The organism is Sodalis sp. (in: enterobacteria), from assembly GCF_051710625.1.
GTDB lineage: Bacteria > Pseudomonadota > Gammaproteobacteria > Enterobacterales > Enterobacteriaceae > JBPESN01.
This window is the reverse complement of sequence record NZ_JBPESN010000004.1, coordinates 1-24881: the sequence shown is the minus strand read 5'-3', so window position 1 is coordinate 24881 and position 24881 is coordinate 1. Positions and strand designations below refer to the sequence as shown.

Genomic DNA, 24881 nt, shown 5'->3' with positions numbered 1-24881 from the left:
AAGAAGCAACTAGCAAAGAGTATCGACAGTGCTTTAATGAGTACGGTGAGAGTTTTTCGGTTCACCCTGATGTATTGGATTATTTTCACTCAATAATGCTCTACAATGAGCAGTACTAGGTTAAAACTGACTCAGTGGGAACACCATTGGTGTGCATTATGTTCGTGGGATGATAAATCAATCGCAAATAATCTACCAAAGGATAGACATGAACGTCTACCAATTATCCGAGATAAGGTAATCCTTCCAATGTCACATGATACAACGTTTTCGTTGTCATCTAAGGTAAAAAATTCATCCGCAACGCATAGAGAAAATTCTTTTAATTTTCAATATTTTATTAATGCGCACCGTACGGTTTGTATTGCAAAAAATCCTGATACAACAGAAATGTCTTTTAATTTCAGAAATACACAAAAAAGGAAATTAAAAAAATTTCTTTCTGATGGCGGTGAGGTAAAAAACATTGATGAATTATCAACAGATGCTTTGATAGCTATTTGTTGTCATCTAACAAAATTACGGTAGGGGCATCCCCTATAGATAAAGATATTTTAGGAGAATTTATAGGAAAAATAAGGGGTAAGGTATGAGGTAATGTCCTAATCTTTAATAGTGAACCTTGTGCATTCCTCTTTATTTTTAAATAGGATTTTCCTGATTGGGTATCATTTGAATTTGTGTATACAGGCCTTGATCCAAAATCAAACAACCTGTCGGTTGGCTCTGTCCTCACGTGGGTTAACTTGGCATCAGCAAGTACTTATTGCGACCATGCTGGAAAGAAATGTATTACTTAATTCGGTGCACCGACCCGTGACTATAAGCTTCTATGGTGCAATACTAAAAATTAGTACGTACAATATATAAATAATAACTATTTTAATTTGATCATTTTGCTAACTGTAGGTCGATAATGGTTAAAACAGCATGCCCATCCTAAATTTTAAATTGCAGCAACTAATTCATTACAATAAGTTCTTTTGATTTTTTTGCTTTGTCACCCAAAGTATAGGACAGTGAAACGCTTTTTGGGGATAATCCGGAGAAAACTTCACGCATTTCTGAAATTTCATTGATAAAAATTATAATTTCTCCTTGGATGCTATGAGCTAATTGTGCCAATTTCTTATGTTCGTCAAATGCAAAGGTAACGCCATAGCCCTGCGTTTTCCAGTAGGGTGGACCAAGATAAAAGAGCGTGTGTGGGCGGTCATACTTCTCTACGCAAACTTGCCAACCTAAATGTTCAATTGTTGCTACCGATAAATGCAAATGCGCCAAGGAAAGCTGCTCTTCAAGCCTGAGCAGATTAAGCGCTTGTGATCGTGCCGCTGAAGTACCAAACGTCTGTCCAGCAACTTTATCATTAAATGCAAGATGCTGCAGATAATAAAATCGCGCGGCGCCTTGAATATCTGTCAACGTATCCAATGGGGTTTTGTGTTGCTATTCAAAGAGTTGTCTACTGGTTAATGCCCATTTAAATTGTTGGACAAACTCCTCTATATGGTGCTTTACCACACGATACAGATTGATTGACTTTCCGTTAATATCGTTAAGCTTTTCAACTTTTGAAGGGGTTTTACTGAAAAACAGAACAGCTCCGCCACAAAAAGGTTCTACATAGCACGTGTGTCCCGGGGAAAGCGGCAATATATGTTTGATAAGTCGCCGCTTGCCTCCAACCCAAGAAATAATCGGAGAAGGCACTTTACGCCCCTTGCTGTGGCATTTCCGGCCACAGAATATCAGATACCTGATTGATATCAATGCGATTAAGTAAAACACGATATTTTTTCCAGGCATGAAGTTGTGCACTTTCTTCCTCGGTCTACATATCAGTCTCAATTGCATATTCTAGTAGCTGGATAATTTTTTGAGCATCCTTATCTAGCTGGTTTTTCTTCAGCTGAGCGTCATTGATCTCCGCCGTTTTTTGCGCTTCGGGGTCGTTGATCCAAGCGAGACCATCCCATTTGAAAAAATCACCCTCTGGGGCTAACGGCGTCGTGTTATCAGGAACTGCTTCAAGAGCGTCTATTTTTATAGCTTGTCTTGTTTTTGTACAATATACCACTTGTCCTCGGTGGTTTTCCACCTGATGCCACTTATTTTCTTTCTCACTAAAAACCAAGCAAAAATCATCTTTTTTTCTGGTGGCTCAATGTTTCTACAGTAAGCTGGTAATCCTATACCAGGGGGAGCCATGCGTTGTCTTTGCCAATAAATTCTTTTTTATCAACAAGATAATTAAATACAGTAATGGTTTTTGCGATGTCTGACGGATTAAAATCCATGATTAAGCTAGCCTCACGGTATAATTAAAAGCAATATTTTTAACCGTGTTTTTACTATTCCCCGTTGGCGTGATTGAAACGACATGCCCGTGTGAGCCAATAGCGACAGTATGTAAATGAGCACCTATGCCAACAATATGATTGTGTGCGCCTATTCCAACAGAGTGAGTATGCCCACCGGCGCTATGTGTGGTCTTATTGTAATCACCATAAGAAACCTAAGCATCCACGCAATGAATCTAGGTACTGTCGCCACTTGCTTGCGCTTTAGCGGTATAGTTATGCGTATGATCGCCATTATGGCTGGTGGTCTTTGTGCCATAATCAAAAACGCTGGTTTCTTTATTGCCATGATCAAAAATACTGGTATTTTTTATGCCTAAATCCGTATCCGATACCACAGTTCCGTGACTGTGAGATCTGACGCCATCCTGCTCTTGACTCAGGATTGAGCGCCCGTTTTCAGGCTTGCCTTTGATCATCCAGCCACGCATATCAGGAATGATCTCTGATGGGTAAGCCATTGCCAATTTCGGATATTTACTTTTATCAAACGTCTGTCCCTGCATCAGGGCATAACCTGCAGGAATGTTATTCGACGGCCGGGCGATAGGGGCACCGACAAGTAGAATACTGGCACTAATCTCTGGCGCAATACTTGTTGCAATGGCTTTAATTGCCGTCAGTAGCTGTGCCGACTGGCTGCCATCGGGCTTCATGCCCACCTCAGCCAGAATATTCTTATGCTCTGTCTGGGTGTCAATCATCGCGCCCTGCATGGTATTCAGCCATTTGGCGTGCACCACCGTCCCCTCGGCACCGGTAGAGGGGTCACCATCGTGGAACAGGCCATCGGCGGTCTCAACCGGCGAAATAATCTCTTTCATTTAGGGTGTCCCCCCGTCATTATCCATGTTCTGAGTCTGTGCTAGTGATTCGGCCACGTTCAGCGCTGAACGCATTACGGTTTTCAGTGCCTCAATCTCTGCCTGCTGCGCTTTCACTTTCGCGGACAGGTTTTTTATTGCTTCAATCAGCAAGGCTGACATGCTGCCATAGGCGACGGCTTTTACATTCTTGACAACGGTACCATCACTCTTGTGGTAATCCCCCAAATTACCTACTGCCTCAGGCAGGACCTTTTCCAGCTTATCGGCCATCACACCTCGCCTGACGATGTTCGGCAAGGACATACGTATAGCCCGTCGGCGTTTCGATTTTTGCAAGGCCATTTTCTATTTTCGCAATATCGCTTTTTATCTGCCGGTCCGAGTTATTTTGCCAGTGCCCCTGCATGGCATAAGCGCTACTATCATTCTTAAAAACAAACGACTTAATGTTACCGCCACCGCGATTAATAATAAGGATAAGGCGATGTTCATAATGACTGCCCACTACATCGGCACCGTAAAATTCCGTGCTCATGGGATTGCCTGGATAAGGGTAATAGCGGCATTCACTTGAACGTGTCTCATTGCCGCTTTGCCCCCGGTTATAAAAATGGAGAATATCCGTGAGATGGCCACCACCGGATAGCGAGACGGCTTTGCCAAAGATCGCTCCGCCACTGGCGCTCAGTTTTCCACCCACTTCAAGGTCTTGTACCCAATGCAGGCGCTGGGTATTCCATTCGCCGGTTTTGACGTTATTGGCGTATAGCGCCACGCTGCCTTTGCCATTGCCATTGCCATTGCCAATCAGCCCTGAATCGCTGTCGCCGACATTGACCGAATGAGTGATCTGCAGACTGCCGTTAACCGTGCCACCGGTACGTTTGCCTAGTGCGTTTTGTGCCTGTTCAACGGTATTTTTTAACCCCAGATTGGCTACGAACGGCGCCTTATCCGGGATATCCTCGCCGTTGTTTTTCCTGAGCAGGCTGCGTTTTTTATTCTCCTGCCGGGCTTGCGCAATCAGCCCTTTGATGGCCTTGGACAGCTCGTTATGTTGCGCCGGGTTGGGCTGCATCCCGGCGGCTGCCAGAATATTTTTCTGCTCGGTCTGGGTATCGATGACCGCCTCTTGCATGGCGTTCAGCCACTGGGCGCAGACCGCGCTCCCCCTGGCGTCACCGGCCGGGTCGCCATCATGAAACAGCCCGTCCTCGCTGTCAATCGGCGTGATAATATCCTTCATGGGCGCGTTTTCTCCCTGTAGTTAAACGCGACCTGGGTGTGGGCGGGTTTCAGGTCCTTAAACAGCCCTTCAATCAGGTTTTGCCCAAAGGTCAGCAGCTTTTCCCCGGCCACCGAGCTACCGACGCGGAAGCGGTAGACCGGCACTTGTGCGTCACCGATATTGACTATCCACAGCCAGATAATCTCCGGCACCCAGATACGCTCGCCGGCCCGGTCAATGCCGGCGCGGAACGGCTTCGGCTCGTCGATGGTGACGCGGTAACCCAGCGATTTGGCCAAGCTGATAAAGCATTGCCGGCTCAGGCCACCAGTGGCGTTAATCCTGGCCACTACCAGACAGTTTTTCGCGGTGACCGGGCGCATCTCGTCAAGGTAGCGCTGCACCGCCTTAAGCGTCTCCGGCGACGGCAGTTCGTTATGGGTAACTATCACCACATCCACCGTACCGTAGCCCCGGCGCAGCGGGTAGACATGGGCTCCGGTGACGCCGGGCAGGGACACCGCCCAGCGATGGTAATCGTATTGATTGCCGCCCGCCGGCGGACGGCGCATCACCTCCAGCAGACGTGCCAGCAAGGCGGCGTCGGATTCGGCCTCGCTGCCGCCGACCATGCTGGTGATAGTGACGTTGCTGTCAACACCGGCTGGGGCCATCAGCAACGTTTCTGGCGCATTGTCCGCCAGACTGCCATGGGTACCGCTTTGCAGCGCGCGGGCGGGCAAGGTCAGGCTGCCCGCTGCGTCTATCGTGCCCGACGCGGTGGTCTGGTAGCACTGACGGCTACCGGTGGGGCGCAATTGCAGTAGGCCGGTAATGTTTGCGCCGGAGTTGCCGGTCAGGCGTACTTCGCCGCCGGCCGGGGTAGCTGCTTTCGGCGTCAGGTTGCGCGTGCGGGAGTGCATTACCAGATAGTCATGGTCGGCGGTGTCCGGGAACATTTGCCGCACTATCTACAGCTGGTGCTGGTATAGCCCCTGCAGCGCACTGGCAATGGCGTTCGCGCGCACCGCGTAGTCACTGTCGGAACCGGTATCGGCGTCCGGCAACTGGTTGCGGATATTGCGCAAGAGCGTGTCGGCAATCTCGGTATGGGGGGGGCTGTGCGCCATGGTGATATTCCGTTTAAATGACCTTTACCGGGTGAGTAAAGGTTTGCAAATTGCCGTTGGCGGCCACGACGTCGATATGCAGCCGCAGGTCACCTTGTGCCGGACGGCTGACCCGGACGTCAATGCGGCGGGCGTGGTTATCGGCCAGCAAAGTGGTTGCAGTGCCCGTTCAGCATATTGCTGGGCCAGTCGCCGGGTGATGGCCGAGTCTTTGGCCCGCGCTAGTTCGTGCAAACGTGACCCCAGCTGTGGGTCAGCCAAATATTGCCGCGCGGCGTCATCAGGCGTAGGTAGAACGCGTTATGCAGGTCAGTGGTGCGAGTGTCGGTGTAATCACCGGTCTGACTGTCAATCAGTGCGTCCATGGCCTCAGGGTAAGGTAGGGAACAGGGCTGGAGGAGCGACGCGGGCGTAGAGGGTAACTATAACTAGTATGGTGGTGTGCGTCGCGAGCCGCGACGCTACCTTAGCCGTTAACCGGTCCGTCAGACAGCCCGGAAGGTGTCGGGTGCCTGTGTCCATTTTGTCGGATGCCGTTGACTTCCACCTCGGCGCTGCGTAATGCCGCTCTGATGCTCAATATCCCCCACAAAGCGCGCCACCTCGCCGTTTGCCAGCCCTTGCAGCCGGTAGGTGCTGTGTTCTGTGGCAATCACGACACTATGGCGGGGACGGCCGCCCAGGGCACGGCGAATACGCTGGTCGATGTGTGCTATCAGGTCAGCCATCTATCTGCTCCCAGCTTTGCCATAACGTTTTTGCATCTTTTTGGCCCTTGACCTTGCTCACCCGTTTGCTTCCGGGCGCGAAAATGCACCTCCTTCATCGCCGTCGGCACCACCCACCACCGTCACCAGGGGTCGGTAGAGCGGAACGGTCTTATCTTTCACCTGGCTGCGGTGGTCATGGCGGCCGTCGCCCTGTGCGCTGCCGTCCCCCTGGACCCAGTACCGTCATCTCGGAGTAACGGCTGCTGATATTTTCGCTCACCGCCAGGCGCAGCAGGTTATTGCCCTAACCGTCGCGCCGCAACATCAGCGTATCCACCGGCAGAGGGCTGTGATCCGGTCCGCCCAGCACCAGTGGGCCATCAGCGCTCATTCAGGGCCACAAGCCCGCTGGCTTCCGCTGCCTTGCAGCGCGCCCCAGGCGATATCGTCGGGGTCAATGCTGACTTTTTTGGCGGCCAGGCGGCGAGGTGGCCTGCAGAAGAATGCGGGTGACGCCCAGCGGCCGCACTATCTGGGTGGACCCCCTCCTGCAGGCTCATGTCCCGGGCGCTGAATATCGGGGCCGAACAGTCAACCAGGACGGCGGCCGCATCGCGCCCATAAACGCTCAGCGTATGCTGCCCGCGCGCCACCTCGTGGCGCAGTTCATCCACCTGGCCGGTCATGATAAGCGCGTCACCGGCATGCAGTTCGGCCCGTGCGCCCACCCTGACTTCCGGCGGTAGACGGGCCTGGCTTAGCCCGACGGTGAACGCCCAGCCCGCCGCTGGAGTCAGCAAGTCAGCGTCCACTTCAATATCCAGCCAGTCATCATGGGCTACTCCGCCAATCTGCAGGGCGATGCGCTCAGTAGTGTTAACGGGCGAAGGCATACAGACGGTCTCCGGGTTGTAGCGCGTTGGGATCTAATCGAGCCAGTTTGCTGGCACACGCGGCCTCGCCGTACCATTCAAAGGGCAGCAGATGCAGATTGCACGCTCGGGCGACCTACCGCAAAACGCGCGACGGACGGCACACTATCGGGGTGCGGGCCTGGCTCTGCAGCTGGTAGGCCAGCTGCTGCAACGCAGCGATAAGCCGCCTGTCGTTACGGGCGTCGGGTGTAACGTCACGGGCCTGGTGCGCTGTACACTGCCGGGTGTCCATCACGGTGCGCCGTGTCACGATGGCGGTCATGATTAACGCGCGCACCTCCTTTAGACAGGCGTTCAATATCACTGCCGGAGAGCGTCGGTGGCTCCTCTTCCGCCTGAAAGATATCCGCCGTCATGTCAACTCACTCCGCTATCGTCGCCAGGCGCACGGTCTGGTTAATCAGCTCACGGTCGGCCTGCGGCATAATGCTGGCCGCGGTTCAGGGTGGAGGCAAAAACGCCACCCTGACCGCCGGCAGCGCTGGCAGTCACCCGCCGTTCGGCAAACCCGGCCAGCCGTTCGCCCTGACTGCGCACCGCCAGACAGTCTGACAGCCGCGGCACCTCGCTAAAATTCAACCGGTCACTGAAAGTGGATAGCAGCTTTTTCAGGTCAAAGACAAACGCCGTGGGCATATCAAGGTAGTTCATCACGCTGCCCAGCGAGGTCTACACCTCGTCGGCTAGCGCCTGCACCACATACTCCGCCGAGGCCACCAGATTACTGATGCGGGCGATACCTTCCATTGCCGCGCCGGATGGTCGCCAGTGCGTCCGACAGCCCGGCGGTGACATGGTCCGGCAGGCCGCCGGTGCGTGGGGTGGTACTGACCGGCGCAAACAGTGCCTGTTCGGTGCTGGCCTCGACAAACACCAGCTCCACGGTCACCGCGTTAAGCGGCGCTACCTCGTGCTCAACGCCCGCTTCCAGCAGCTGCACGCGCCGTAGCGAGTCATACACCGGGTGAAGTAGCTCACCGGGCCGGGGGTTTAGCGCCGCCAGAAACGCCCTGAGGCGCGCCTGGTAGCCGTTGCCCCAGAACAGCACCGGCAGGCGCAGGTTCAGTGCTTTCAGCCCGTGGTCTCCCACCTCCGCCCCGTCGCGCCAGGGGTATTCATACACCACCGTGTCGCGGGCCAGCACCTCGCGGGTGTAGAAGCAATCGAAGGCGATACCCCGGAACGACGCCGGCAGCAGCATATCGACATCTAGCTGCCCGGCCGGTGGATAAATAGTGTCAGCCATCAGTGTCGTCTCCCGTCACGCGCCAGCCGCGTCTCCACGGCGGTGGCAATCTCGCGCCCGTTCAGCGTGACGCTGACATTCACGGCGGGGGGCTGCGGTGTGGTGGCCGGGGTCGCCGTCGCTGATGTCGCCTCACGCGGCGAAGCGCGACTTCCCGCCAGCCAGCGACTTATCTCGTCCAGCATATCCAACGCGCCGACAGACGGCATCGGCACCGGCACCGGGCTGGGCGGTATAGCCCCGCGCGCCTGTGCCTCAGCCGCCTTATCCTTGCCGCGCTGCAGCTGTATGAGCGGAAAGTCCTGCCCCCTTGCCAGGCCATCAGGCCGGTTCCCAGCAGGGGAATGCCCTTTAGCAGCCCCCCGGCTTTTATGGCTGCGCCTTTCAGCAGGCCGCCGCGGCCCTGGTCAGCGAGCCACCGCCTTTGCCCAGCAGCAGGTCCGCGCCGGTCTTGACGGCTGCCGCCGCACCTAGCGCGGTAATGACCAGCGCCGCCTGGGTTGCCGCTGTGGTGAGACCCGGGAATTCCTGTGCCAGTCTGGCCCCGCTTTCGGCCACGTCGCCCAGCACTTGAGAGACCGGGGCCACGGCCTCGTTGGTGGCAAAGAGTTTTTCATTCTCTGCCTGCTGAACGCGAAACTGGCTGCCTTTTCTGACCAGGCTAAAATTCAAATCGGCCGAACTCGCCCCATCCGGCGTCTCAAATTGCTTGACCACCTCATCGCTCAGCTGTCGGAACATCGTCCGGCTGCGGCCATAGCCATAAAACGCATTGCGCGATTGCTGATTGGTCGGCAGGGTCGAGACATGGGCACCGTGGCGCTCTTCAACCGCCGCTTCCAGGTTAACCCGCTTTTCTGGATCGCGCGTATTGGCCAGCTTGTTGCGCAGTTTTTTCGTTTGCGCATCGTGTCTGTTTGTCAGGTGTATCACCCGGTCCAGCGTATCGAGCGGCGTCAGGCCGGCTTTCGCATACTGGGTCATCAGCGCCTGGATATCAACACCCTTGCCCCGGATAAGCAGATTTTTAGCGTTGTTCTTCAGGTTGGTAGAGGACAGCTCTGCCAGTAAATCGTTGGCGTTGGTGGCAGCCTCATCCGGCTCACCGGCAACTGAGCCGGCGGCTTCAAACAGCGCCAGGGTCTGGGCATAGCCCGCCGCCCGTGGAAGCCTGCCGACTTGGCGGCCTCGAGTGCGCGCGGCATAGCCAAGGCCAGCAGCGGCACATCCACCAGAGCGTGTTGCGCCGCTGTGTTGGCCCCATTTAGGGCGATGCAGCTGTCGCGCTCACTGAGGTTAAAATTGACCGCCGCATTTTGCAGCAGCACCATTTCTTTGAGCTCAGCCCGGGTGGCCGTGGCGTTTTTCATCACCTTCGGCAGATTAGGAAAAAGCTTTTTCCTTCGGCAGGGAGCGCAGCATGATTTCCAGCGCTTCCATGGCCGGGCCGGGGTGCCGCCGCCGGCGTGCGTGGCGGCGCGAATGTGCTGGTCAATGATTGTCAGGCCCCCGCCTCGCGCACACTCGCGTTATCCATTGCGGTAGGCAAATTTGGCCAGCTTGCGCAGGTGCGCATCGTAGTCCATCTAGCGGGTGATGGGCTGGCGCAGGGTCATGGCCCCGCGACCAAGCCCGGAGCCAAGGGATAGCGTCCTCTTGAGCCAGCTGCGTTGCTGGCGCTCGGCCCGGCCATCTCCTGACGCCGCCGGGCAATGCTGGTCTGCATCCTGTCATAGGCGCGCACCTGCTCGCTGGCCGACAGGGTGCCGCTGCGCGCCAGGCGCTGATAGGCCGCCTGGGTACGCTGAATTTCCCGCTGCAGATGACGCTCGCCCTGCAGTCCCAGGGTTTCCCGCGCCTGACTCAGGCGGCGAAATTGCTCCGACAGACGGCGAATGCTCAGCGTCGCGCTGTCCTTGACGCCAAAGTGTAGCTGGGTATCAAATTCACGGGCCATGGGTTACGTCCGTTTGGCTGAGGGAGGGCGTCTGCGCAGGCTTTTGATGGTCCTGTTTTTCCGCCAGCCCCTGGGGTTTTCCAAACGCCCGATAGCGTTGAGCAGCCCGCCTAGGGCTACAGCGTCAAGGTGGCGGGCGCGGGCCGCGCTGATGCCGTACTGTCCGAGTCGGGCGAGGGCAAAACAGTAGTCGCGCAGGCGGGCTTCAGCGCGCTGAGCTTTTTTTCGCCTCAAGCTGGGCATCCCGTAGTACTTTGAAATCCTCAGAAACCAGCGTATCGCAGAGAAGCCTATAGGTGAATCTCTTCTGCGGGGATACTGTTTAGCTCGGTGATGCAACGTGCCAGGGCACCCACTATGGTGCCCGAGTCCGGGATACCCTCCTCCACCAGGGCGATCTCGTCGCCGATGGTGCTGATCCGCACGGTAAAATCACGGTGCCGTTGATTTTTATAAAACACGCCTATCGGTAAGGTAGCGCTGTGGGTAAATGCCATGGGTTACTCCTCAACCTTGTTCAGTGCAAAAACGCTAATAATGATACGTGCCTCATTATCAATGGTATACTGTTCGCCCACCTCGGTGACAAACACACCCTGATAGGTGATGCGCTTGCCGCCGCTGAGGGGGTATTGCGTCAGTTTCGCGCCCGAGATTTTTTCCCAGTGCAGGGTATTGTTAACCGGCATCACGGCGGTGATGGACAGCTCTTAGGCGGCAATCCCCTGGGTGTAGCCCTTGGCGCGCCCGGTGAAGTTCATGGTCTTGACCAGCTGCTTGCCTGTGTTCGCGCGCGGACTAAACTCAGTCACCTCAACCTCAGTGCTGTTAATCTCCAGCACCACCGCGCCGGTGTATTCCAGTGCCATACGGGCCCCCTTTACAAAAGATAAATGGTGGTGGCAAACACACGCAGGCCGCGTACCACCATCGCCGGGATACTCGCATCGGCGCGGCTGTAGTCCTGCCGACTGCGCGTTACCGTCAAGTGCTCCTTATGCGCGTCCACGTTTTCAACGATTTCCAGCTGCTCCAGGGCGTAGAGCACATCGAGCAGCTCGGAGCGGATACGCTGCAGGCGGATATCGTTGAGTTTTTCACGAGGGAAGCGCTGGGTGATACGGGCACGGCAGGCCAGGCGCACATAATCCAGCGAGCGCAGGATAGTGATATCCATCAGCGAACGGTCGGTCACGCCCATGCTGTTTTTCACATAAGTGCTGACCGCCCGCACAATCTGCACCTGACTGCCGTTCACTTCAAAAGGTGTCAGGCCGTTGGCCAGCGCGGTTTCCTGCTCGCGGCGCCTTGGCCATTTGTCCTGTGGCGTGATGTCCGCACCGGGTAACGCCAGGGTATTGAGCAGGCGTGCCGGGTCGGACTCGCTGGCGATGATGGCGGCATATATCGCCGCTAGCTCGCCCTTGGGCAGCATTGAGCCGTGGTACCAAGCCCAGGGTGAGACGCGCCGCGTTGATGTCGGTCGTGAGCGCCGTGTCACCTGACAGCGTACCGTTCCAGCCAACGACGCCCAGCAGCGCATCCAGTGCGGGGTCGCCTTCGCCGCCGCGCATCGACGTCAGCGCAGCGGTGACACCTGGTGCGCTGACCGTGACGGTCACGCCAATCTGGTTACTACAGGCCCCTTTGTTGCGCGCCGTCAGCACACCAGCTGCTTGCCGAGACTTTTACCGCCGGGTGACGGCGGCGGGATATCCGCCATCGCCGCCGTCACCGGTAGTGCGTCCAGGGTGTTGATAACCTCCACCAGGCTCACCATCAGCGCCCCGGCGATATCGCCACTGGCGACAGCAATGGCGACGGTTTCGCCGCAGACGCCAAGGCGCACCTGCCCGGTGCCGCCGGCGCTGCCCTTGAGTCCCAGTGTGCCGGTGGCCGCCACGCCAGCCTCGCTGTCCGGTATCCCCACCACCGCCAGCTGCAGGGTGTCATTGGCGTGGATGGCGGCCAGCGCCATGCGATGCGCCTGGGAGCCATGACCAAACAGGCTGGCAGCCTCTTCATCGCTGAACACGTTTACCGGCGTTAGTGTCTCCGTGTCCGGCGTGGTGGTGCGCTGGGCCAGTATTACCAGCGGTCTGGTCGTTGGTGGCCAGCGCCCGCGACGCCAGGGTGGTGTTAAACCTGGAATAATAGGCGGGTTTATAGGTTAGCGTTGGTATCACGGCATCAATGCTCATGCGTCCCCCTTGGTATCACATCAATCATGGTCTTTTGCCCTTGTGGTCACGATATCCTGCGCAACAACTGCTGGCGGATCATCAAGGTGATACGCCAGCCCGGTGCGCTCATGTATCGGCCACGGCGTTATCCAGTCGTCCCTGATAGTCGGCAAACAGCCGGTCAGGGTCATTGTCGCCTTCTGGCGCGGGTCAGCGGCCGTTATCCAGCGCCTCTTCAACTCAGACCGTGTCGAATTCGCAAGAATAGGCCGCCAGGGCATCACTGTTCAGTCGAGCGCTGAACAGTGAGCGCACCCAGCCCGGCAGCAGGGGCTCGACAGGTAACACCATATCCTGACGGCTCATTAAGCGCCGAACGGCCCGAATCAGGCTATTGCAGCCCACTTCATTGCGGGCCGGGCCGCCCTTGCGCTGAGCCGCTTCCTCGCGCACCGAATAGGCCGCCAGCAGTACCGAGAAACGCCCGGAGGTGTAAAAGCGGTGTTTATGAGTACTGACCGGTTGTGAGTCTGCTGCACGCCAAGAAAGGTCACCCAGCAGGCGGGCAGTACACGGGTGATAGCCCCCACATCCTCCAGCTTGCCGCCATAGCTGCCCACGGCAGATACCATGCGACCCAGACCCGCTTTAAGCCGCGCCATCATGGCGTTTTCAATCTCGCTTATCATTAAAATCCCCCTTCGCCGGTCTGGTTGCGCCCCCAGACGCGGCGACCGGAAAAGAATGTCGCCCCGGCGTTGCCCTGCAGCGTGCCACCGCTTTGGGTGGTGGCCAGCGTGCCCGCCCATTGGCGACGTTTTCCAGATAGCGGATGGCGTCGCGGTAGCGGCCACGGATTTCATCGGTGCACACCCGTTCGGTGCCGGTGAGGCGGTAGCGGGCGATATCACAGGCAATGCCGCGCAGGTTGAAAGGCGCTACCGGCAGCGGCAGGGTATAAGCGCCCGCCGGCCGATATAGCCGTTAATCTCATCGGCAGCCGCCTGCAACCTGCTGGCCAGCACGGCGGCGCCAATCTCGCCGGTGTTGTCGCGGTCGGTCAGAATGCGCCCCTCCTGCTCACCGAAGCGCAACACCATGTCCTCAAGGGCGCGTACACGCTTATTTGCCCGTCGAGCCGTAAGCCATCTGCCAGAAGCCAAACCCGGGCTGGCCGCGTGCCTCTGCGCCAAACTTGAACTTCTTGCGCATAAACACGTCCGGGCTGTTGATATCGCTCATGGCGACAAACAGCGGGGCCTGGCGCTGCTGGAAAATCAGCGGCTTTAACGGGCGGCTGGTATCCATCAGGAACCAGGCGCTGTCCGAGGTCAGCCAGGGCACGACCAGCACCTCGGCGGTGCCCTTGTAGATATTAGCCTTGCCGTCATCCAGACGTTCAGCGGTGATAAAGGTACGCGCCACATCGTCCAGCGCCGGCGACACGACCAGCAGGTTGGGCATGATATTCAGCGGCCGCCCCTCTTCGTCTTTCATCTGGCGTAATTGCTTGCGCGCCTCACCGTAGGACGCCTGCGCCTCGACCAGTGAGGCCGCAGAGCGGTTTTTTGCCGAGATTAGAGTAGGTGGTTTTGCCCATACTGTGCGTATCGCTAAAAAACGGCTGGCCGTCATAGTCTTTTTCACTGAAGCCTTTATTCAGCAGCTCAAACACCATCTCATCCGGCCACTGTTTGGCGGCAAAGCCCGCATCCTGCGCCTGGGGCTGGTAACCGCCCAACTGGTCATCCTGGATGTCGTTGCGATCGACTTCCACCGTGGCCTCATAGTCATCATTGACCGAGGTGTAGGTTGACGCCGCCAGCGCCTTGACCCGCTTGTCGCCTATCCATTTGCGCATCCGTGGGAGCAGCTTAACCAGGCGTAGGTGTTCTCCTTGCCGGTGGACGGCACCAGGGTGGCCACCTTCTCCCACTGGGTAAGCGCGGCGTCAAACGCCTGGTTAAAGGTGAGTTTAATGTTGCAGAAAATCACCTTTAAATTTGCAGCATTCACTAACATATGCAGTGTCTTTTTATTCAACCCAGACGCCCTCCGCGTCAAGCATGATGATGGTACCTGCCATACAGCGGCTGGCGGGTTTTCCCGGCTTGCCTTCCTGCGCGGGCGTGCTGCCGTCGCTGGCAGAGACCATTTGGTTATCCACCACATAGCCCGGTTTGCCGACATGCTCCTGCTTCACCGCGCCGTCGTTCTCCCATAAAAACGCCTTGTGGCGGCGCACCACTATGTACTGGTCGCCGTTACCGCCCTGGCTGTTGTCGATAGCCTCATCAGCCCGCCCGGTATACACCAGGGCTTCACCTCCCTGGCCGTTGACGGCATGGCCGCCCTTGAGGCAGACAATAACGCCGGCCGGAATAGTTTCCTTCTCCGCCACCAGATAGGGCGTCAGTTCGCCGTCCCGGTACGGGGTATTACGATCTTGCGTGGTGGCGGTCATGGTTGCACCTCATCTTTCATCAATGGTGGCAATGGTCTCGGTGCTGTAGCCAAAGGCGTGACAGGCGGCCAGCGCCGGCGCATCCAGTGCGCCCAGGGGCGATGGCCGCGCCTCGATACCCTGCGGTGCGTTGCCGCCGGTCTGCAGCCCCGACAGCGCGGATATCGGCTGACGGGTGGCCAGGTGCTCACGCAGCAGCGCCACGTCTTTTTCACCCAGCCGCCGCGCCCAAGTCTCCTCACCCGCCCCTTTGAGCACGCGGCCATCACTGAGCGCCGCCGTCAGCAGGGCAGTGACTTCGTTGCCGCTCAGTTGACGACCGAGTGCTGCCACCTGCTGCTCACGCAGCTCATTGACTACGCTGACCGGGGCATAGGCAGCCGGATCAGGAGGTGTGCTGGCCGTTCTCCCGGGCATGGATAGCGCCTAGTGCTTATATAGTCAAAGCAGTACGGCGTCTGGCGCACCTGGGCAGCGTCAATCAGCCTCCGGGCCTGCGGTTCCTCCAGCCGCCAGGGTGCCACGTCGGTGGGGCGTGTATCCTCTGCGAGCAAAAGGTGCCGGCCGGAAACAGCTGGACACGGGTACCGGTGCTCTCCAGCGCCACGGTCAGTGCGGCAAGGCGGACGATGTTTTTCACGCGACGGCGGTCCCAGAAAGTGTATTCATAGGAAACAGCCTAACCTGGGCGTCGGGCATCTCGTCGTGACGGGGTAGGGGGTAAGAATGGGGGAAGGAAAAGGACACAAACGGACTGCCATCAGACTACACCGCTGACGCGGGCGGCGACACTCCGTTTAAAACCCGTTTAAATCGTTCCAGAATCGCTTAACACGGTTTCACCCGCATCATCCCCGCCTGCCTGACTATCAAAAAACGCGCCACGGCCTTTACAGAGTGTTACTCGTCCAGCGCGCGCTGCTGAAGGTAATCATTGACGGTGTGCACCAGGGCCTGATAGTCTCAGTCAGTCAGACTGAGAAAGGGCAGCGACGGCATCGTTGAGCCGAGGCAATTGGCGCGTTTTGCCACCCGCCCGTTAAAAAGCAGCGCCTTTTTATAGCGGGGGCTAGTGATATGGGGCCGGGTGGTGTGCCCGCCCTGGTGGTAAATGCGCGCATACACCACATTAGTCCCCACCACGGCCTGGTCGTTATCAGCGTCGCTGTCAATAAAGGCGGCCAGCCGCCCTGATTGCCGCAGGATCTTGCCGGTACGTATCAGGTTCGTGTTAACTTCTTCACGCTTACCATTCAGCTCATTACCTACCTTGAGCGTGCCGTCAATGTACACCACGAGCTTCCCCGTCCCCTCAACCCGATCGAACACATACAGTAACGCCGGCGTCCCCTGCTGTCGGTCGTAGATGATCGCGCGCGGCTGGCCACAGCAATGATACCTGGGTCGCCCAGAAGGTAGTCGGCAGCGCGCCCTGCTTACTGTCGCGAGTAGCGGGTCGCAGGTTGGCGTCCGTCAGGGTGATCACTGCCGAGTCCGGCACTACGCCTTTGCAGGACAGCGCGTCCACCACGGCAGGCCGCGCAATGCGCCGACAGGGCGAACGTCGCCGCGTGCCTGCTGCTGGGCCATCACCTGACTGACCCAGTTACCGGTATCGCGGTTGAGGGCATGAAGCAACGCCAGGTAATCCAGCGTTTCCTCTACCGCCATCGCCGCCAGCCGGTTATCGGCGCGGGTGGCGCGGTTGAGCAGCTGCTCGCTGAGATGGCTGACGTAGCCTTTGCCGGGGTTCAGATGAAAGCCTGCATCCGGGGTAAATACGTGGCCGGTTTTGGGGTCTTTCAATCCTGTCACCGGCCGCGTCTTGCCGTTCACGCCCTGCGGCTGGGCAACCGTGACGCGATAGTCGTCGGTGGACTCCAGTCCGATAGGGTGATGCGCAAGCTGGTCGGCCGTCAGCGCCCGTGTACCCGGCAGCGGCAGTTGTAGCCGTTAAGGGGAAACAGGGTGTCCCAGCCCGCATCGTCATAACAGAACCCCCAGCCATGCCGCGCTGCATGGCTGGGGCGGGTGTGGCTATCCATCACCGCCACATACTGCCAGTAGGGGCGTTGGTCGACGTTCTCGCGCAGCCGCTGATAGCGCCCGGCCAATATAGGCAGATTGGGTATGGGTGAAAAAAATGGTCTCCAGTCGGTAAGGCAACAGCTTTCCCCTCCAGCTCGCCGTCTGTTGAGGCTTTTAGCCCTTTGCCCAGCTAGCCCTTGCGCTGAAGTAGCGGTAAGACCTCATCCTGGAACTGTGTCAGCGTCTTGCCGTGGCGCAAGCTATCCGCCAGCGCGGTTTTCATGTCAGTTAACACATCCAGCTTAAGAATACCCGCCACCGTAAAGGCACGGGCGTGTGCCTCGTCGGCCACGTCCTGCCAGCAGCGAAAACCGAAGGCCTAGCCCTTTGATTCAAAATACGCCGGCGCCTTTTCCGGCGTCAGAGTCATGGCATAGCTCAGGTCAACAGTCATTGAGTCGCCCCCAGATGTCCGCGACAAAAATGGCCTGGGCTATCGGCTGCCGCAAGGTCTGGTCGTCAAGTTGGGGCCAGGCTTCCGCCAGCAGGGCGGTAACCAGGTGGGTCAGCAGCGTCTGCATGGCCTGGTTGACCGGCGTTGCCAGTCCGCCGGGAAGCGTCTTCCAGCGCCTGCTCGGTGGCGGTAGGCGTATGCGCAACGCTCAGCGCCGCCATGCCTGGCCAGCACTTCGGCATAAGGCTGGCCCCGGTAAAGGTCAACAGGTTGCCCGGCGGCGGCTGCAGGAACTCATCGTCCCGGACGGCGGGAATGCCGCTTTCCGCCAGCGCCCAGGCCACCGACACCGGCACGCCGCTGCGCACCAAGAGATCCAGGATCTTGGCGGTCTCCTTCATATCGCGTGGCTGGCGGGTATTAAACTCAAAGCGGCACATGCGGCGCGAGGTGATATCGCTATAACCATTAAGCTTGAGCAGCGGGTAAAGCAGGTCGCGGGTCAGCGCAGCGTACCGGCCTGCTGCACCGCATCACTGGCGGTCAGCTCATGGCGCACCTCGTTATGCACGTTGCTTAGGGGCATTGGTGCTACTCTTGCCGTCCGCCTAGATGGTCAAAGTGCCGCCTAGAATGACCTTGGACTGGGTGCTTTTGCACCACTGCATCATATACTGGAACGGGTCGACCTGCCCTTGTGCAGCGGACTCAAAGCGGATAGCGGTGCGTTCGTGGATAATGCTGCCGGCGTTATGCCCCAGGTCGCGCAGCGCCCACAACAGCAGCATGTTTTTCTCTTCCTCGCTGGCCCCGTCGGAATAGGTGCCCACCCGCGTCAGCAGGCCGTAGATTTCCAGAAACTCTGCCAGGTCACGGCGGCAATATTCTTGAACAGGTAGGTCCATACAAGCACCTGAAATAAGGCCGCTTTCCGCCACCCCGCCGAAGGGGTTAAGCTCAGCGCCGTCGAGGCTGCCGTCAATCAGGCGGATGGCGTTTACGGTTATGGGTCGCGGTCTGGAACCAGCGGCGCGCGCGCTTCTAGAAGGCGCAGGGCAGCCAGATATTTTCCGCCTGTTTCCAGCCGATTTCCACGACGGCAAAGCCATAACCAATCGCGTCCAACAAGTCGAACAGCAGCGTTTCAAACTCCGGCAGGTCTGAAAACCAGTCCGTCGCGGCGGCGCACCATGGCCTTTTCCTGTGCGCTGGGATGACGCGACGGCATAATGCGCCAGGTGAGCGGCACCACCGAACGGCGGCGCTTGCTTATCTCGGCAAACAGGTGGCCGTCGCGCTTCTCCATATCAAAAAACAGGTTAGCCTGGCGCACCAGATGCCCTGTTCGGCCTCGCTCAGGATGTCATGCACCCGGCGGATATCGATGCCCAGCGAGGGGTGCTCGGCCAGTTGTTGATAACGCAGGCGGCGGTCATCGGCAGTCTGTGGCTGCGTCAGGGTGCGGCGGCGCAACAACCGGCCGTAAATATCGGTGAGCATGCCCATTACCAGCCTCCACAGGAAAAGCCCAGCCGTCCGGGGTGACGGTCACCGGACAATGAGCGGTATTCGGTTTTCGGGCCGTGGGTCACAGCCAGCGTCCAGAGCATGTGCAGCGCATCCGGGCCGTCGTCATGGTCGGCGCGGGGAAAGTGGCGCAGCTGTTGTATCAGGGTGGTATGGCTGGCGTGCAGCCGGATAAGCCCGTTTTTCATATGGGGCTGCAGGGTCTCGATACGCAACAGCTTGTCGGCATGGGGGATAATGGCCCGCGCCGGCACCGGGTGACCCAGCTGTGCCGCGCGTTTAATTAGCTCGGTGCGCGCGCAGGAACTCCTGGAACTGCACCGCCTCAATACCCCAGACCACAGGCAGTGGCATTCCTCTTGTAGGGCGATGATGTTGCTGATAATGGTGTCCGGCAGCTGCTTGTGTATCTGCGCTCCCACCACATCCAGCCTGTGGTGCGATTAAAACCGCCGACCAGCAGCCCTGACGGGTCACGGCTGGCTCCGGCCTTGCCGAGGCTGGGGTCGCAGGCCCCGTAAAAGACCCACTCGTTAAGCCGGTTGCCCCAGAAATGCAGGCAGTGGGCAAACAGCGCATCCTTACCGCTGAGCGAATCATTCTGGTACTCGGCGTCAAAGATGGCGTGACCATCCCGGGCGCGGATATGCATCAGGGTCAGCAGCGGGCGGGCGGACCAGGAGACTTCCGCGCCTTCCTCCATCTCGGTACGGTGTGACGTATAAAAATCCTGCACCGCGGCCTCCCCCTGGTTACGCAATACCTGCTCCCAGGTCTCCCACAGCGACAGGTTCACCGGCCACTGGCGCAGGGCCTTAAACCGTGCCTGCCGCCACAATGGGTTATTCAGGGTGCGTGATAACACCGAGTCGTAATGCAGGATGGTGCCGATATACACCACATTGAGTTTTGCGGGCGCGCCGCCCAGCGTGGCAGCACGGTTTTTCTCAGCCAGCTTTCCAGTTTGTCGCGCTGGTCCGGATTGCGCAACTGCTCGTCGTTCTCAATATCGTCCAGTATCACCAGGTCAGCCCGGTAGCGTCGGCCCGTGCGCCCTTCACCTGCAGGGGGTCAAAGCGGCGGGCGATACCGTCGAGCTGGGTATGAATGGTGCGCAGCTCTGCCAGCACCGGCGACATCACATCCTGTGGTTTCATGAATCAGGCTCCTCGTTATTTGTCGGCATTGCGGTCGAGCTTGTTATCAACACGTTGAATACTGTCCTTGATGTCCTGCATCATGCCGGTCATCAGCTGCAGGTCGCGCTATGCATCCTCACGCCGCTGATAGTCCTGCCGTACTTGGGTCAGTTCATACTGCAGGCGGCGAAGTTCTTCACTGCCGCTTTTAAGCCACAGGCCGCCGAACGCCGATAGCAGGCTCAGGGCAACATTGAAGGTCAGATCAAGGCTCATCGTGCAGTCTCTCCTGTGCGCTATAGAAAGCGTTTATCGCCTGCAGCTGGGCCCGCATGGTCAGACACCAGGCACCGTAGTCGCTGGCGTGGTACAAGCAATACCTCCGGGCCAAGCCGCTTTACGGGGGGCTGCGGCATGGGCGGCAACATCAACAGGTTGGCCGGCGGGCGCGGACAGGGCGGTATTATCGTCGGCGGGGTAGCCGAGGGCGGCGCGGTAGCGCTGCAGCCCATCAGGTCCCAGACCGACATAAGCAGCGCCATCATGGGCCACCGCATAGGCAATACTCCTGTGTAACTGTTGGGTTTTCAGCGTCAGGGCGTGCTGTGTGGTTTCCAGCTGCGCACTGAGCCGGTCATTGGCCTCCTGCAGCTGTTGCTGCCGGGTCAGGACGGTTTTCAGCGCCCGTTGTGTGGCCTGCGCCTGCTGGCGTTGTCGAGCTTCACACTCGGCCTGCCGGGTGGCTAGTGTTGCCTGGGCGACCAGCCTGCCCTGCTGTGTGCCGCGCCACAGTAGCCCGCACCGCCGGCAAGCGCCACAACCAGCAGCGCCATCAGCCACGGATGGCTGACCTGTTTAATCAGTGCGAGTAGCCGTGTCATCAGCGTCTCCCTGTTTAGGGGCGCGCCGTCCGGCGCTAAAGCGGGCGACGCCGCCATGGGTGACCCAGGTGCCGACCCCGAGCGTTAGGTCGGTCTCCTGACGGCTCCAGGCACAGCCCAGCACCACCAGGAAGCTGACCAGAAACGCGCCGACGATAATCACATCCGAGGTCGATAGCCGCCCCTCGGGGATTGGTGACCAGCCCGGCCAGACACGCCATCATGGGATACGCTCACACAGATGGTCGCGCAGCGGCGCGAAGTTCCCCGATGCCCAGGCCGGTACTGAAAATCCTGGGCACAGCTTGCTGGAAAATTCATTGTGGCCGTGCAGAGTGGCCTCGGGCCAGCGCACACGCAGCGTCAATAGCTGGGTGCGCTGCACGGCCCACTGCGCCGACGTAAACTGGTCGGCGCCCACCGCCCACCAGGCAGAGACCCAGCGAATGGGCGTTATGGCCGCGCACATGGGCACCCACTTCTTCCACATCGCGCCCGGTCAGCCACTGACCGGCAACGTCAATCACCCCATGATAGCCAATGCTGGTCAGGCCGTTATCATTGGCCGGGGCGGCACAGTGAAAACCGCGCGCCCGGTGCCAGCAGTCAATCACCTGGGCGGCGTTTTCGCCGTCCCGGCCCAGGACGCGCCCATTGGGTGTGGCGGCACAGTGAATAATGATGCGATGAATGGCGCGGGACATAAAAAACCTCATGCAGAACATGAGGCTATTGTGGCGCAAGGTGACCGGCGGTGCCGATGACGGGGGCGTAGAGGATAATACTCAGAACAGGGTGGGTTGCTCGGGCGGTGACCCCGCCTGACGCTGGCGCACCAGTTCGCGGACACGGATCGCGGCGATGCCATAGCGCGGGCACAATAGCGTCAGGGCCATGGTGGTGGACTCCCCTTCAGCCAGCAGCTGATCCAGCTCGGCCAGAAAGCAGCGGTTGCGCCAGGCACGCCCCGCCTCGTCACAGCGGGGGATATACAGCTCCTCGCCACCAAAATGGCGCAGCAGCAGCGCCCCCTGTGAGGGCGTCAGGACTTCCTGCAGCAGGGTAATGCGCCGCCCCCGCGCCGCGCAATTCCTTGCAGATGCGAAACGGCACCCCGCCGAAATGGCGAATAAGCGCCTCGGTGGCCGGAAAGCCTATCAGGCCGGTAATCTGCTGCACTGACTCCGGCAACAGCGCCTGCACCTCGGCGTAATCGGGCTGCAGCGACGGTTGCATCACGGCCTCCCGTGCTGTTTGGCGTCCATAATTAGCATCTGCATCAGCCGGCGCACCTGCGCATCATCAAGCCATTCTACGGGCTTTTTTGCCCAGCATACGCGCAATCATGCCATTGAGGTACCCCCAGGGCCGCCCGGTGCTGGCGAGGACAAGCAATGCCCCAATCTTGCTGAGCATCCCCTGACGTCCCGCTGCCGCACGGGGCTTGAGGCCCTGTTTGGGTAACGTGGTAAAGCCCTGGCTGCGCATATAGCGCAGCACGCGCGCCAGCTCGGCGGCAGTGCAGTCCCTGGCGCTATTTTCACCGGCCTCGCGCAACAGGACGCCCCGGCAAGTCTCCTCATCCCAGTCGAGTTTATTTTTACCCGCATGCACCACTTTAATCAGATTTTTCATGAGCATTACTCCGAAGGGTCACCGCATGAAAGTGTCGTCCCGGCGAAGGCATCTCCCTCTCATCGAAGAAAGACACTGGGGGTAACAACCCCAGTGCGGTCAAGGCGTACTCGCACTCGGCAAGCGGGTATTCGATTACTGACGCATAAGACTGGCTCTCATCAGGAAATAATCGTTGCCACGCGGCCTGCGCTATCTTGACCTGATGCAGGGCATCCGCCAGTGCCTGACGCTTTTCACCATCAAACGGAATGGTGCGCACATCTATCCCCGACAGCCGCACCAGTGCGCGCAGGTCGGCGACATCCCAGAATGACCAGGGGTAACGGTCATTGCCCTGGTCGTCTTTTTGCGGGTCAACGCGGTCGAACCAGCTCTCCAGCAGGGTAATATCGAATACCGCGCCGTTACCCCAGGGCACGCGAGGTTTAGCGCAGTGGTGGCGATAAAAGTCCGCAAGGCGCGCGCCACAACGTCGGGGCGCGCTTTACCGCCAAAAGCCTCGTGACGTGCCTCATCACTCTGTTTTTGCCACCATTGCAGAGTCTTGTCCTCTGGCTCACCGTATTTGAGTGCGGCCTGATAATCGATACGCGCATAAAACGTCGGTCCAACCCGCTCCATTGCTGGCTCAAACATCACCGCCGCCACCGACAATATAGGGCAACCAGCTTTTTTACCCAGCGTTTCGATATCGAGCATCACATTATTCATGGGTCTGTTCATTACTTGTACTCAATGCTGTTTTTTATAGCGCATTACCGCCTATTTCATTTGCTGGCGAATAGCGTCTGAATAAATCATGCGTTGCCGGGCATCATAAAAACGCAGGCTGAAGGGCACCGGGACGAGGCGTGACTCCTGCACCAGACTGCGGTCATTAAAATAATAAAGACAGCAATTGCCGTTATCCCCATATTCACATTTAATCACGCGATATAACATATTTACGTCCCCCCGGGCGGGTTGAGAAAAACAAACATGACGTTTATTTGGCACAAGCCAGCACCGGCGGATTGACGCCATTCTAAAATAGAGTATTAATACATCATTTATTCAGCATTTCGACGTCAGCCACAGAATTTTCGCAAAATAAGGCGCTACATTAATTTCAACCTCCGTGCAGGTGATTAAATCCGTTGCCCTGTTCAGTGTTCTTATTAATGTGCCCTCTTTTAAAATCCGGTTAGGTTGATAAATAAAGTACGCGCCGGCTGGATAGCATTGATTAAACTGTTCTGCCTTCATGATTCATACCTCGACGATATCCAGCGACAGCGCCGATATTGCCCGGTCTTGTCGATGCGCTTATAAAGGCGGATATAGCTCTTGCTGCTGACCACCTGCACCGCTTCCGCCAGCGCATCTATCGCCCGCAACCAGCGCGGGTCGGTAATATCATGGCGACGTAACTGCAGAATACGGGCCGGATTAATATCACCGTTCTTATCGGTGGAAAACGCTTGGTCAATAATGGCCAGCAGCGCCGGTCGCGCATTCTGTGTCCATTCCGCCATGCAATCATCAATTAACGCCTTGGCGGCCTGGATACGCTCATCAAAGGTAATGCGGTCTTGCAGCGCGCGAATGACCTTGTAGCGGCTATCAAAGGAATACAACGTCACATTGCCTTTCTGCTGCCACGTTTCACCCCGTATTGCTCAACCGACAGCTCAATTAATGCCTGGATATCGGCAAACACGCGGTGTTTAAAATCTCTCAATGCCTCATGCAGCGGCCGAGCGCGTGCCATAATAGCTTTGATCAGCGCGTCGCGATTCTTATCAATGGGCTTTACCATGGCGTCAGGTATCAATGTACCCTTGGCATCCTGCCAGTAACCGGCGGGCACCGTATTGTCATGTAAGTTAGTGGACATGATGAGCTCTCCTGTTAAATTTATTGGCAATAAAGCCTTTATTGATGGCCTCGAAATCAGCCCGGCACGATAATACGGTGGCAAGTGCATCGTGAATAAACTGGGCTTCTTTCTTTTCAACTTCACTGCCTGTACCGCTGGCACTGATATTTACATCAATGCCGATGGGGGTTTGCTGAACAATAATGTTCATTTCAATTGTCATGGTGACCTCAATATAATGATGCTGACCAAATAACCTTGCATCCACCTTTCATGAATACCCCTTGCTTAAAACCACCCCGTGCGTTTTTGC

48 protein-coding genes and 8 pseudogenes are annotated in these 24881 nt (G+C 57.7%); 2 read left to right on the top strand and 54 right to left on the bottom strand.

Translation table 11 applies throughout. The features are described from left to right. The first annotated feature begins 105 nt into the window (after positions 1–105). Complete coding sequence (locus ACTBDU_RS02510; protein WP_438805445.1) at positions 106–528, top strand: hypothetical protein; 423 nt, start codon at positions 106–108, stop codon at positions 526–528. Positions 529–668: 140 nt separating this feature from the next. Beyond that, positions 669–800, top strand: a pseudogene (locus tag ACTBDU_RS02505) (GNAT family N-acetyltransferase); the annotation flags it as partial. A 160-nt stretch (positions 801–960) separates the two neighbouring features. Here ACTBDU_RS02505 and ACTBDU_RS02500 read toward each other — a convergent pair. The 54 genes and pseudogenes from ACTBDU_RS02500 to ACTBDU_RS02235 form a co-directional block, all read right to left on the bottom strand. Then, positions 961–1713 (bottom strand): annotated as a pseudogene (locus tag ACTBDU_RS02500) (DNA adenine methylase). Position 1714: 1 nt separating this feature from the next. Then, positions 1715–2080: pseudogene (locus tag ACTBDU_RS02495) on the bottom strand (tail fiber assembly protein). A gap of 222 nt (positions 2081–2302) precedes the next feature. Continuing rightward, positions 2303–2923 (bottom strand): annotated as a pseudogene (locus ACTBDU_RS02490) (phage tail protein); the annotation flags it as partial. 264 nt (positions 2924–3187) lie between these two features. Continuing rightward, the gene (locus ACTBDU_RS02485) at positions 3188–3460 is read right to left on the bottom strand and encodes a hypothetical protein (protein WP_438805444.1); all 273 of its coding nucleotides are present in this window, start codon (positions 3458–3460) and stop codon (positions 3188–3190) included. Further along, on the bottom strand, positions 3450–4436 hold the full coding sequence (locus ACTBDU_RS02480; RefSeq protein WP_438805443.1) for a hypothetical protein: 987 nt from the start codon (positions 4434–4436) through the stop codon (positions 3450–3452). Before ACTBDU_RS02480 ends, ACTBDU_RS02485 begins: the two co-directional genes overlap by 11 nt. After that, entirely contained in the window at positions 4433–5377 is a 945-nt protein-coding gene (locus ACTBDU_RS02475; protein WP_438805442.1) for a baseplate J/gp47 family protein, read from the bottom strand. The genes ACTBDU_RS02480 and ACTBDU_RS02475 overlap by 4 nt, the downstream gene beginning before the upstream one ends. A gap of 12 nt (positions 5378–5389) precedes the next feature. Then, positions 5390–5548, bottom strand: a complete 159-nt coding sequence (locus ACTBDU_RS02470) for a hypothetical protein (RefSeq protein WP_438805441.1) — start codon at positions 5546–5548, stop codon at positions 5390–5392. A 24-nt stretch (positions 5549–5572) separates the two neighbouring features. Further along, positions 5573–5782: a hypothetical protein gene (locus ACTBDU_RS02465; protein ID WP_438805440.1), complete on the bottom strand. Its 210-nt coding sequence runs from the start codon at positions 5780–5782 to the stop codon at positions 5573–5575. Beyond that, positions 5770–5913 (bottom strand): hypothetical protein, encoded by a 144-nt coding sequence (locus tag ACTBDU_RS02460; protein WP_438805439.1) that lies wholly within the window; start codon positions 5911–5913, stop codon positions 5770–5772. Before ACTBDU_RS02460 ends, ACTBDU_RS02465 begins: the two co-directional genes overlap by 13 nt. Positions 5914–6033: 120 nt before the next feature. Then, complete coding sequence (locus ACTBDU_RS02455) at positions 6034–6276, bottom strand: hypothetical protein (RefSeq protein WP_438805438.1); 243 nt, start codon at positions 6274–6276, stop codon at positions 6034–6036. Positions 6277–6333: 57 nt separating this feature from the next. After that, on the bottom strand, positions 6334–6438 hold the full coding sequence (locus ACTBDU_RS02450; RefSeq protein ID WP_438805437.1) for a hypothetical protein: 105 nt from the start codon (positions 6436–6438) through the stop codon (positions 6334–6336). A 200-nt stretch (positions 6439–6638) separates the two neighbouring features. Next, positions 6639–7151, bottom strand: coding sequence for a phage baseplate assembly protein (locus ACTBDU_RS02445; protein WP_438805436.1), 513 nt, complete (start codon positions 7149–7151; stop codon positions 6639–6641). 115 nt (positions 7152–7266) lie between these two features. Further along, complete coding sequence (locus ACTBDU_RS02440; RefSeq protein ID WP_438805435.1) at positions 7267–7491, bottom strand: hypothetical protein; 225 nt, start codon at positions 7489–7491, stop codon at positions 7267–7269. 107 nt (positions 7492–7598) lie between these two features. After that, positions 7599–7844: a hypothetical protein gene (locus ACTBDU_RS02435; RefSeq protein WP_438805434.1), complete on the bottom strand. Its 246-nt coding sequence runs from the start codon at positions 7842–7844 to the stop codon at positions 7599–7601. 70 nt (positions 7845–7914) lie between these two features. After that, positions 7915–8439, bottom strand: coding sequence for a DNA circularization N-terminal domain-containing protein (locus tag ACTBDU_RS02430; protein WP_438805433.1), 525 nt, complete (start codon positions 8437–8439; stop codon positions 7915–7917). Then, the gene (locus ACTBDU_RS02425; RefSeq protein WP_438805432.1) at positions 8439–8654 is read right to left on the bottom strand and encodes a hypothetical protein; all 216 of its coding nucleotides are present in this window, start codon (positions 8652–8654) and stop codon (positions 8439–8441) included. Before ACTBDU_RS02425 ends, ACTBDU_RS02430 begins: the two co-directional genes overlap by 1 nt. Positions 8655–8823: 169 nt before the next feature. After that, positions 8824–9423, bottom strand: a complete 600-nt coding sequence (locus ACTBDU_RS02420) for a hypothetical protein (protein WP_438805431.1) — start codon at positions 9421–9423, stop codon at positions 8824–8826. Between the two features lie 56 nt (positions 9424–9479). Continuing rightward, positions 9480–9809, bottom strand: a complete 330-nt coding sequence (locus ACTBDU_RS02415) for a hypothetical protein (RefSeq protein ID WP_438805430.1) — start codon at positions 9807–9809, stop codon at positions 9480–9482. A 242-nt stretch (positions 9810–10051) separates the two neighbouring features. Next, the gene (locus ACTBDU_RS02410; protein WP_438805429.1) at positions 10052–10396 is read right to left on the bottom strand and encodes a hypothetical protein; all 345 of its coding nucleotides are present in this window, start codon (positions 10394–10396) and stop codon (positions 10052–10054) included. A gap of 290 nt (positions 10397–10686) precedes the next feature. Continuing rightward, positions 10687–10893 carry a hypothetical protein gene (locus ACTBDU_RS02405; protein WP_438805428.1) on the bottom strand — a complete coding sequence of 69 codons (207 nt, stop codon included), beginning with the start codon at positions 10891–10893 and terminating at the stop codon, positions 10687–10689. Between the two features lie 3 nt (positions 10894–10896). Next, entirely contained in the window at positions 10897–11088 is a 192-nt protein-coding gene (locus ACTBDU_RS02400) for a hypothetical protein (RefSeq protein ID WP_438805427.1), read from the bottom strand. An 18-nt stretch (positions 11089–11106) separates the two neighbouring features. Beyond that, the gene (locus ACTBDU_RS02395; protein WP_438805426.1) at positions 11107–11265 is read right to left on the bottom strand and encodes a hypothetical protein; all 159 of its coding nucleotides are present in this window, start codon (positions 11263–11265) and stop codon (positions 11107–11109) included. Between the two features lie 11 nt (positions 11266–11276). Next, positions 11277–11939: a phage tail sheath C-terminal domain-containing protein gene (locus tag ACTBDU_RS02390; protein WP_438805425.1), complete on the bottom strand. Its 663-nt coding sequence runs from the start codon at positions 11937–11939 to the stop codon at positions 11277–11279. A gap of 117 nt (positions 11940–12056) precedes the next feature. Continuing rightward, positions 12057–12431 carry a hypothetical protein gene (locus ACTBDU_RS02385; RefSeq protein ID WP_438805424.1) on the bottom strand — a complete coding sequence of 125 codons (375 nt, stop codon included), beginning with the start codon at positions 12429–12431 and terminating at the stop codon, positions 12057–12059. Between the two features lie 186 nt (positions 12432–12617). Next, the gene (locus ACTBDU_RS02380; protein WP_438805423.1) at positions 12618–12770 is read right to left on the bottom strand and encodes a hypothetical protein; all 153 of its coding nucleotides are present in this window, start codon (positions 12768–12770) and stop codon (positions 12618–12620) included. A 49-nt stretch (positions 12771–12819) separates the two neighbouring features. Beyond that, positions 12820–13050, bottom strand: a complete 231-nt coding sequence (locus ACTBDU_RS02375; RefSeq protein WP_438805487.1) for a phage protein Gp37 — start codon at positions 13048–13050, stop codon at positions 12820–12822. Beyond that, positions 12966–13268: a phage protein Gp37 gene (locus ACTBDU_RS02370; RefSeq protein ID WP_438805422.1), complete on the bottom strand. Its 303-nt coding sequence runs from the start codon at positions 13266–13268 to the stop codon at positions 12966–12968. Before ACTBDU_RS02370 ends, ACTBDU_RS02375 begins: the two co-directional genes overlap by 85 nt. Continuing rightward, positions 13252–13485, bottom strand: coding sequence for a phage protein Gp36 family protein (locus ACTBDU_RS02365; RefSeq protein WP_438805486.1), 234 nt, complete (start codon positions 13483–13485; stop codon positions 13252–13254). The genes ACTBDU_RS02370 and ACTBDU_RS02365 overlap by 17 nt, the downstream gene beginning before the upstream one ends. A gap of 32 nt (positions 13486–13517) precedes the next feature. After that, a complete protein-coding gene (locus ACTBDU_RS02360) occupies positions 13518–13679 on the bottom strand; it encodes a phage protein Gp36 family protein (protein ID WP_438805421.1) in 162 nt (53 codons plus the stop codon). 22 nt (positions 13680–13701) lie between these two features. Beyond that, positions 13702–14076, bottom strand: a complete 375-nt coding sequence (locus ACTBDU_RS02355) for a Mu-like prophage major head subunit gpT family protein (RefSeq protein WP_438805420.1) — start codon at positions 14074–14076, stop codon at positions 13702–13704. A gap of 22 nt (positions 14077–14098) precedes the next feature. Continuing rightward, positions 14099–14601: pseudogene (locus ACTBDU_RS02350) on the bottom strand (Mu-like prophage major head subunit gpT family protein). A 13-nt stretch (positions 14602–14614) separates the two neighbouring features. After that, positions 14615–15043, bottom strand: a complete 429-nt coding sequence (locus tag ACTBDU_RS02345) for a hypothetical protein (RefSeq protein WP_438805419.1) — start codon at positions 15041–15043, stop codon at positions 14615–14617. Positions 15044–15052: 9 nt separating this feature from the next. Beyond that, positions 15053–15460 carry a phage protease gene (locus ACTBDU_RS02340; protein WP_438805418.1) on the bottom strand — a complete coding sequence of 136 codons (408 nt, stop codon included), beginning with the start codon at positions 15458–15460 and terminating at the stop codon, positions 15053–15055. Between the two features lie 546 nt (positions 15461–16006). Then, positions 16007–16339, bottom strand: coding sequence for a phage virion morphogenesis protein (locus tag ACTBDU_RS02335; protein ID WP_438805417.1), 333 nt, complete (start codon positions 16337–16339; stop codon positions 16007–16009). A 204-nt stretch (positions 16340–16543) separates the two neighbouring features. Beyond that, positions 16544–16879 carry a hypothetical protein gene (locus ACTBDU_RS02330; RefSeq protein WP_438805416.1) on the bottom strand — a complete coding sequence of 112 codons (336 nt, stop codon included), beginning with the start codon at positions 16877–16879 and terminating at the stop codon, positions 16544–16546. A gap of 80 nt (positions 16880–16959) precedes the next feature. Further along, positions 16960–17157: a phage head morphogenesis protein gene (locus ACTBDU_RS02325; RefSeq protein WP_438805415.1), complete on the bottom strand. Its 198-nt coding sequence runs from the start codon at positions 17155–17157 to the stop codon at positions 16960–16962. A gap of 104 nt (positions 17158–17261) precedes the next feature. Continuing rightward, positions 17262–17423, bottom strand: coding sequence for a hypothetical protein (locus ACTBDU_RS02320; protein ID WP_438805414.1), 162 nt, complete (start codon positions 17421–17423; stop codon positions 17262–17264). Between the two features lie 167 nt (positions 17424–17590). Next, a pseudogene (locus tag ACTBDU_RS02315) lies at positions 17591–18463 on the bottom strand (phage portal protein family protein). 103 nt (positions 18464–18566) lie between these two features. Then, positions 18567–18650, bottom strand: coding sequence for a hypothetical protein (locus ACTBDU_RS02310; protein ID WP_438805485.1), 84 nt, complete (start codon positions 18648–18650; stop codon positions 18567–18569). 19 nt (positions 18651–18669) lie between these two features. Continuing rightward, positions 18670–18831 (bottom strand): phage portal protein family protein, encoded by a 162-nt coding sequence (locus tag ACTBDU_RS02305; protein WP_438805413.1) that lies wholly within the window; start codon positions 18829–18831, stop codon positions 18670–18672. Then, positions 18795–19031, bottom strand: a complete 237-nt coding sequence (locus tag ACTBDU_RS02300; RefSeq protein WP_438805412.1) for a hypothetical protein — start codon at positions 19029–19031, stop codon at positions 18795–18797. The genes ACTBDU_RS02305 and ACTBDU_RS02300 overlap by 37 nt, the downstream gene beginning before the upstream one ends. Continuing rightward, on the bottom strand, positions 19031–19474 hold the full coding sequence (gene terL, locus ACTBDU_RS02295; RefSeq protein ID WP_438805411.1) for a phage terminase large subunit: 444 nt from the start codon (positions 19472–19474) through the stop codon (positions 19031–19033). Before terL ends, ACTBDU_RS02300 begins: the two co-directional genes overlap by 1 nt. After that, positions 19378–19953, bottom strand: a complete 576-nt coding sequence (locus ACTBDU_RS02290) for a hypothetical protein (RefSeq protein WP_438805410.1) — start codon at positions 19951–19953, stop codon at positions 19378–19380. Before ACTBDU_RS02290 ends, terL begins: the two co-directional genes overlap by 97 nt. A gap of 118 nt (positions 19954–20071) precedes the next feature. Next, positions 20072–20209: a hypothetical protein gene (locus ACTBDU_RS02285; protein ID WP_438805409.1), complete on the bottom strand. Its 138-nt coding sequence runs from the start codon at positions 20207–20209 to the stop codon at positions 20072–20074. 108 nt (positions 20210–20317) lie between these two features. Continuing rightward, entirely contained in the window at positions 20318–20467 is a 150-nt protein-coding gene (locus tag ACTBDU_RS02280; protein ID WP_438805408.1) for a hypothetical protein, read from the bottom strand. A 60-nt stretch (positions 20468–20527) separates the two neighbouring features. Beyond that, a complete protein-coding gene (locus ACTBDU_RS02275) occupies positions 20528–21031 on the bottom strand; it encodes a hypothetical protein (protein ID WP_438805407.1) in 504 nt (167 codons plus the stop codon). Between the two features lie 15 nt (positions 21032–21046). Next, positions 21047–21235 carry a hypothetical protein gene (locus ACTBDU_RS02270; protein WP_438805406.1) on the bottom strand — a complete coding sequence of 63 codons (189 nt, stop codon included), beginning with the start codon at positions 21233–21235 and terminating at the stop codon, positions 21047–21049. 154 nt (positions 21236–21389) lie between these two features. Next, entirely contained in the window at positions 21390–21776 is a 387-nt protein-coding gene (locus ACTBDU_RS02265; protein ID WP_438805405.1) for an N-acetylmuramoyl-L-alanine amidase, read from the bottom strand. Positions 21777–22047: 271 nt separating this feature from the next. Beyond that, positions 22048–22308, bottom strand: coding sequence for a hypothetical protein (locus tag ACTBDU_RS02260; RefSeq protein WP_438805404.1), 261 nt, complete (start codon positions 22306–22308; stop codon positions 22048–22050). A gap of 66 nt (positions 22309–22374) precedes the next feature. Further along, a complete protein-coding gene (locus ACTBDU_RS02255) occupies positions 22375–22707 on the bottom strand; it encodes a phage protein GemA/Gp16 family protein (RefSeq protein ID WP_438805403.1) in 333 nt (110 codons plus the stop codon). After that, positions 22691–23409, bottom strand: a pseudogene (locus tag ACTBDU_RS02250) (3'-5' exonuclease). Before ACTBDU_RS02250 ends, ACTBDU_RS02255 begins: the two are co-directional and overlap by 17 nt. A gap of 63 nt (positions 23410–23472) precedes the next feature. Continuing rightward, positions 23473–23640: a hypothetical protein gene (locus ACTBDU_RS02245; protein ID WP_438805402.1), complete on the bottom strand. Its 168-nt coding sequence runs from the start codon at positions 23638–23640 to the stop codon at positions 23473–23475. A gap of 318 nt (positions 23641–23958) precedes the next feature. After that, a pseudogene (locus ACTBDU_RS02240) lies at positions 23959–24586 on the bottom strand (DUF3164 family protein). Then, on the bottom strand, positions 24576–24791 hold the full coding sequence (locus tag ACTBDU_RS02235; protein ID WP_438805401.1) for a hypothetical protein: 216 nt from the start codon (positions 24789–24791) through the stop codon (positions 24576–24578). The pseudogene ACTBDU_RS02240 and the gene ACTBDU_RS02235 overlap by 11 nt, the downstream one beginning before the upstream one ends. Positions 24792–24881 lie beyond the last annotated feature (90 nt).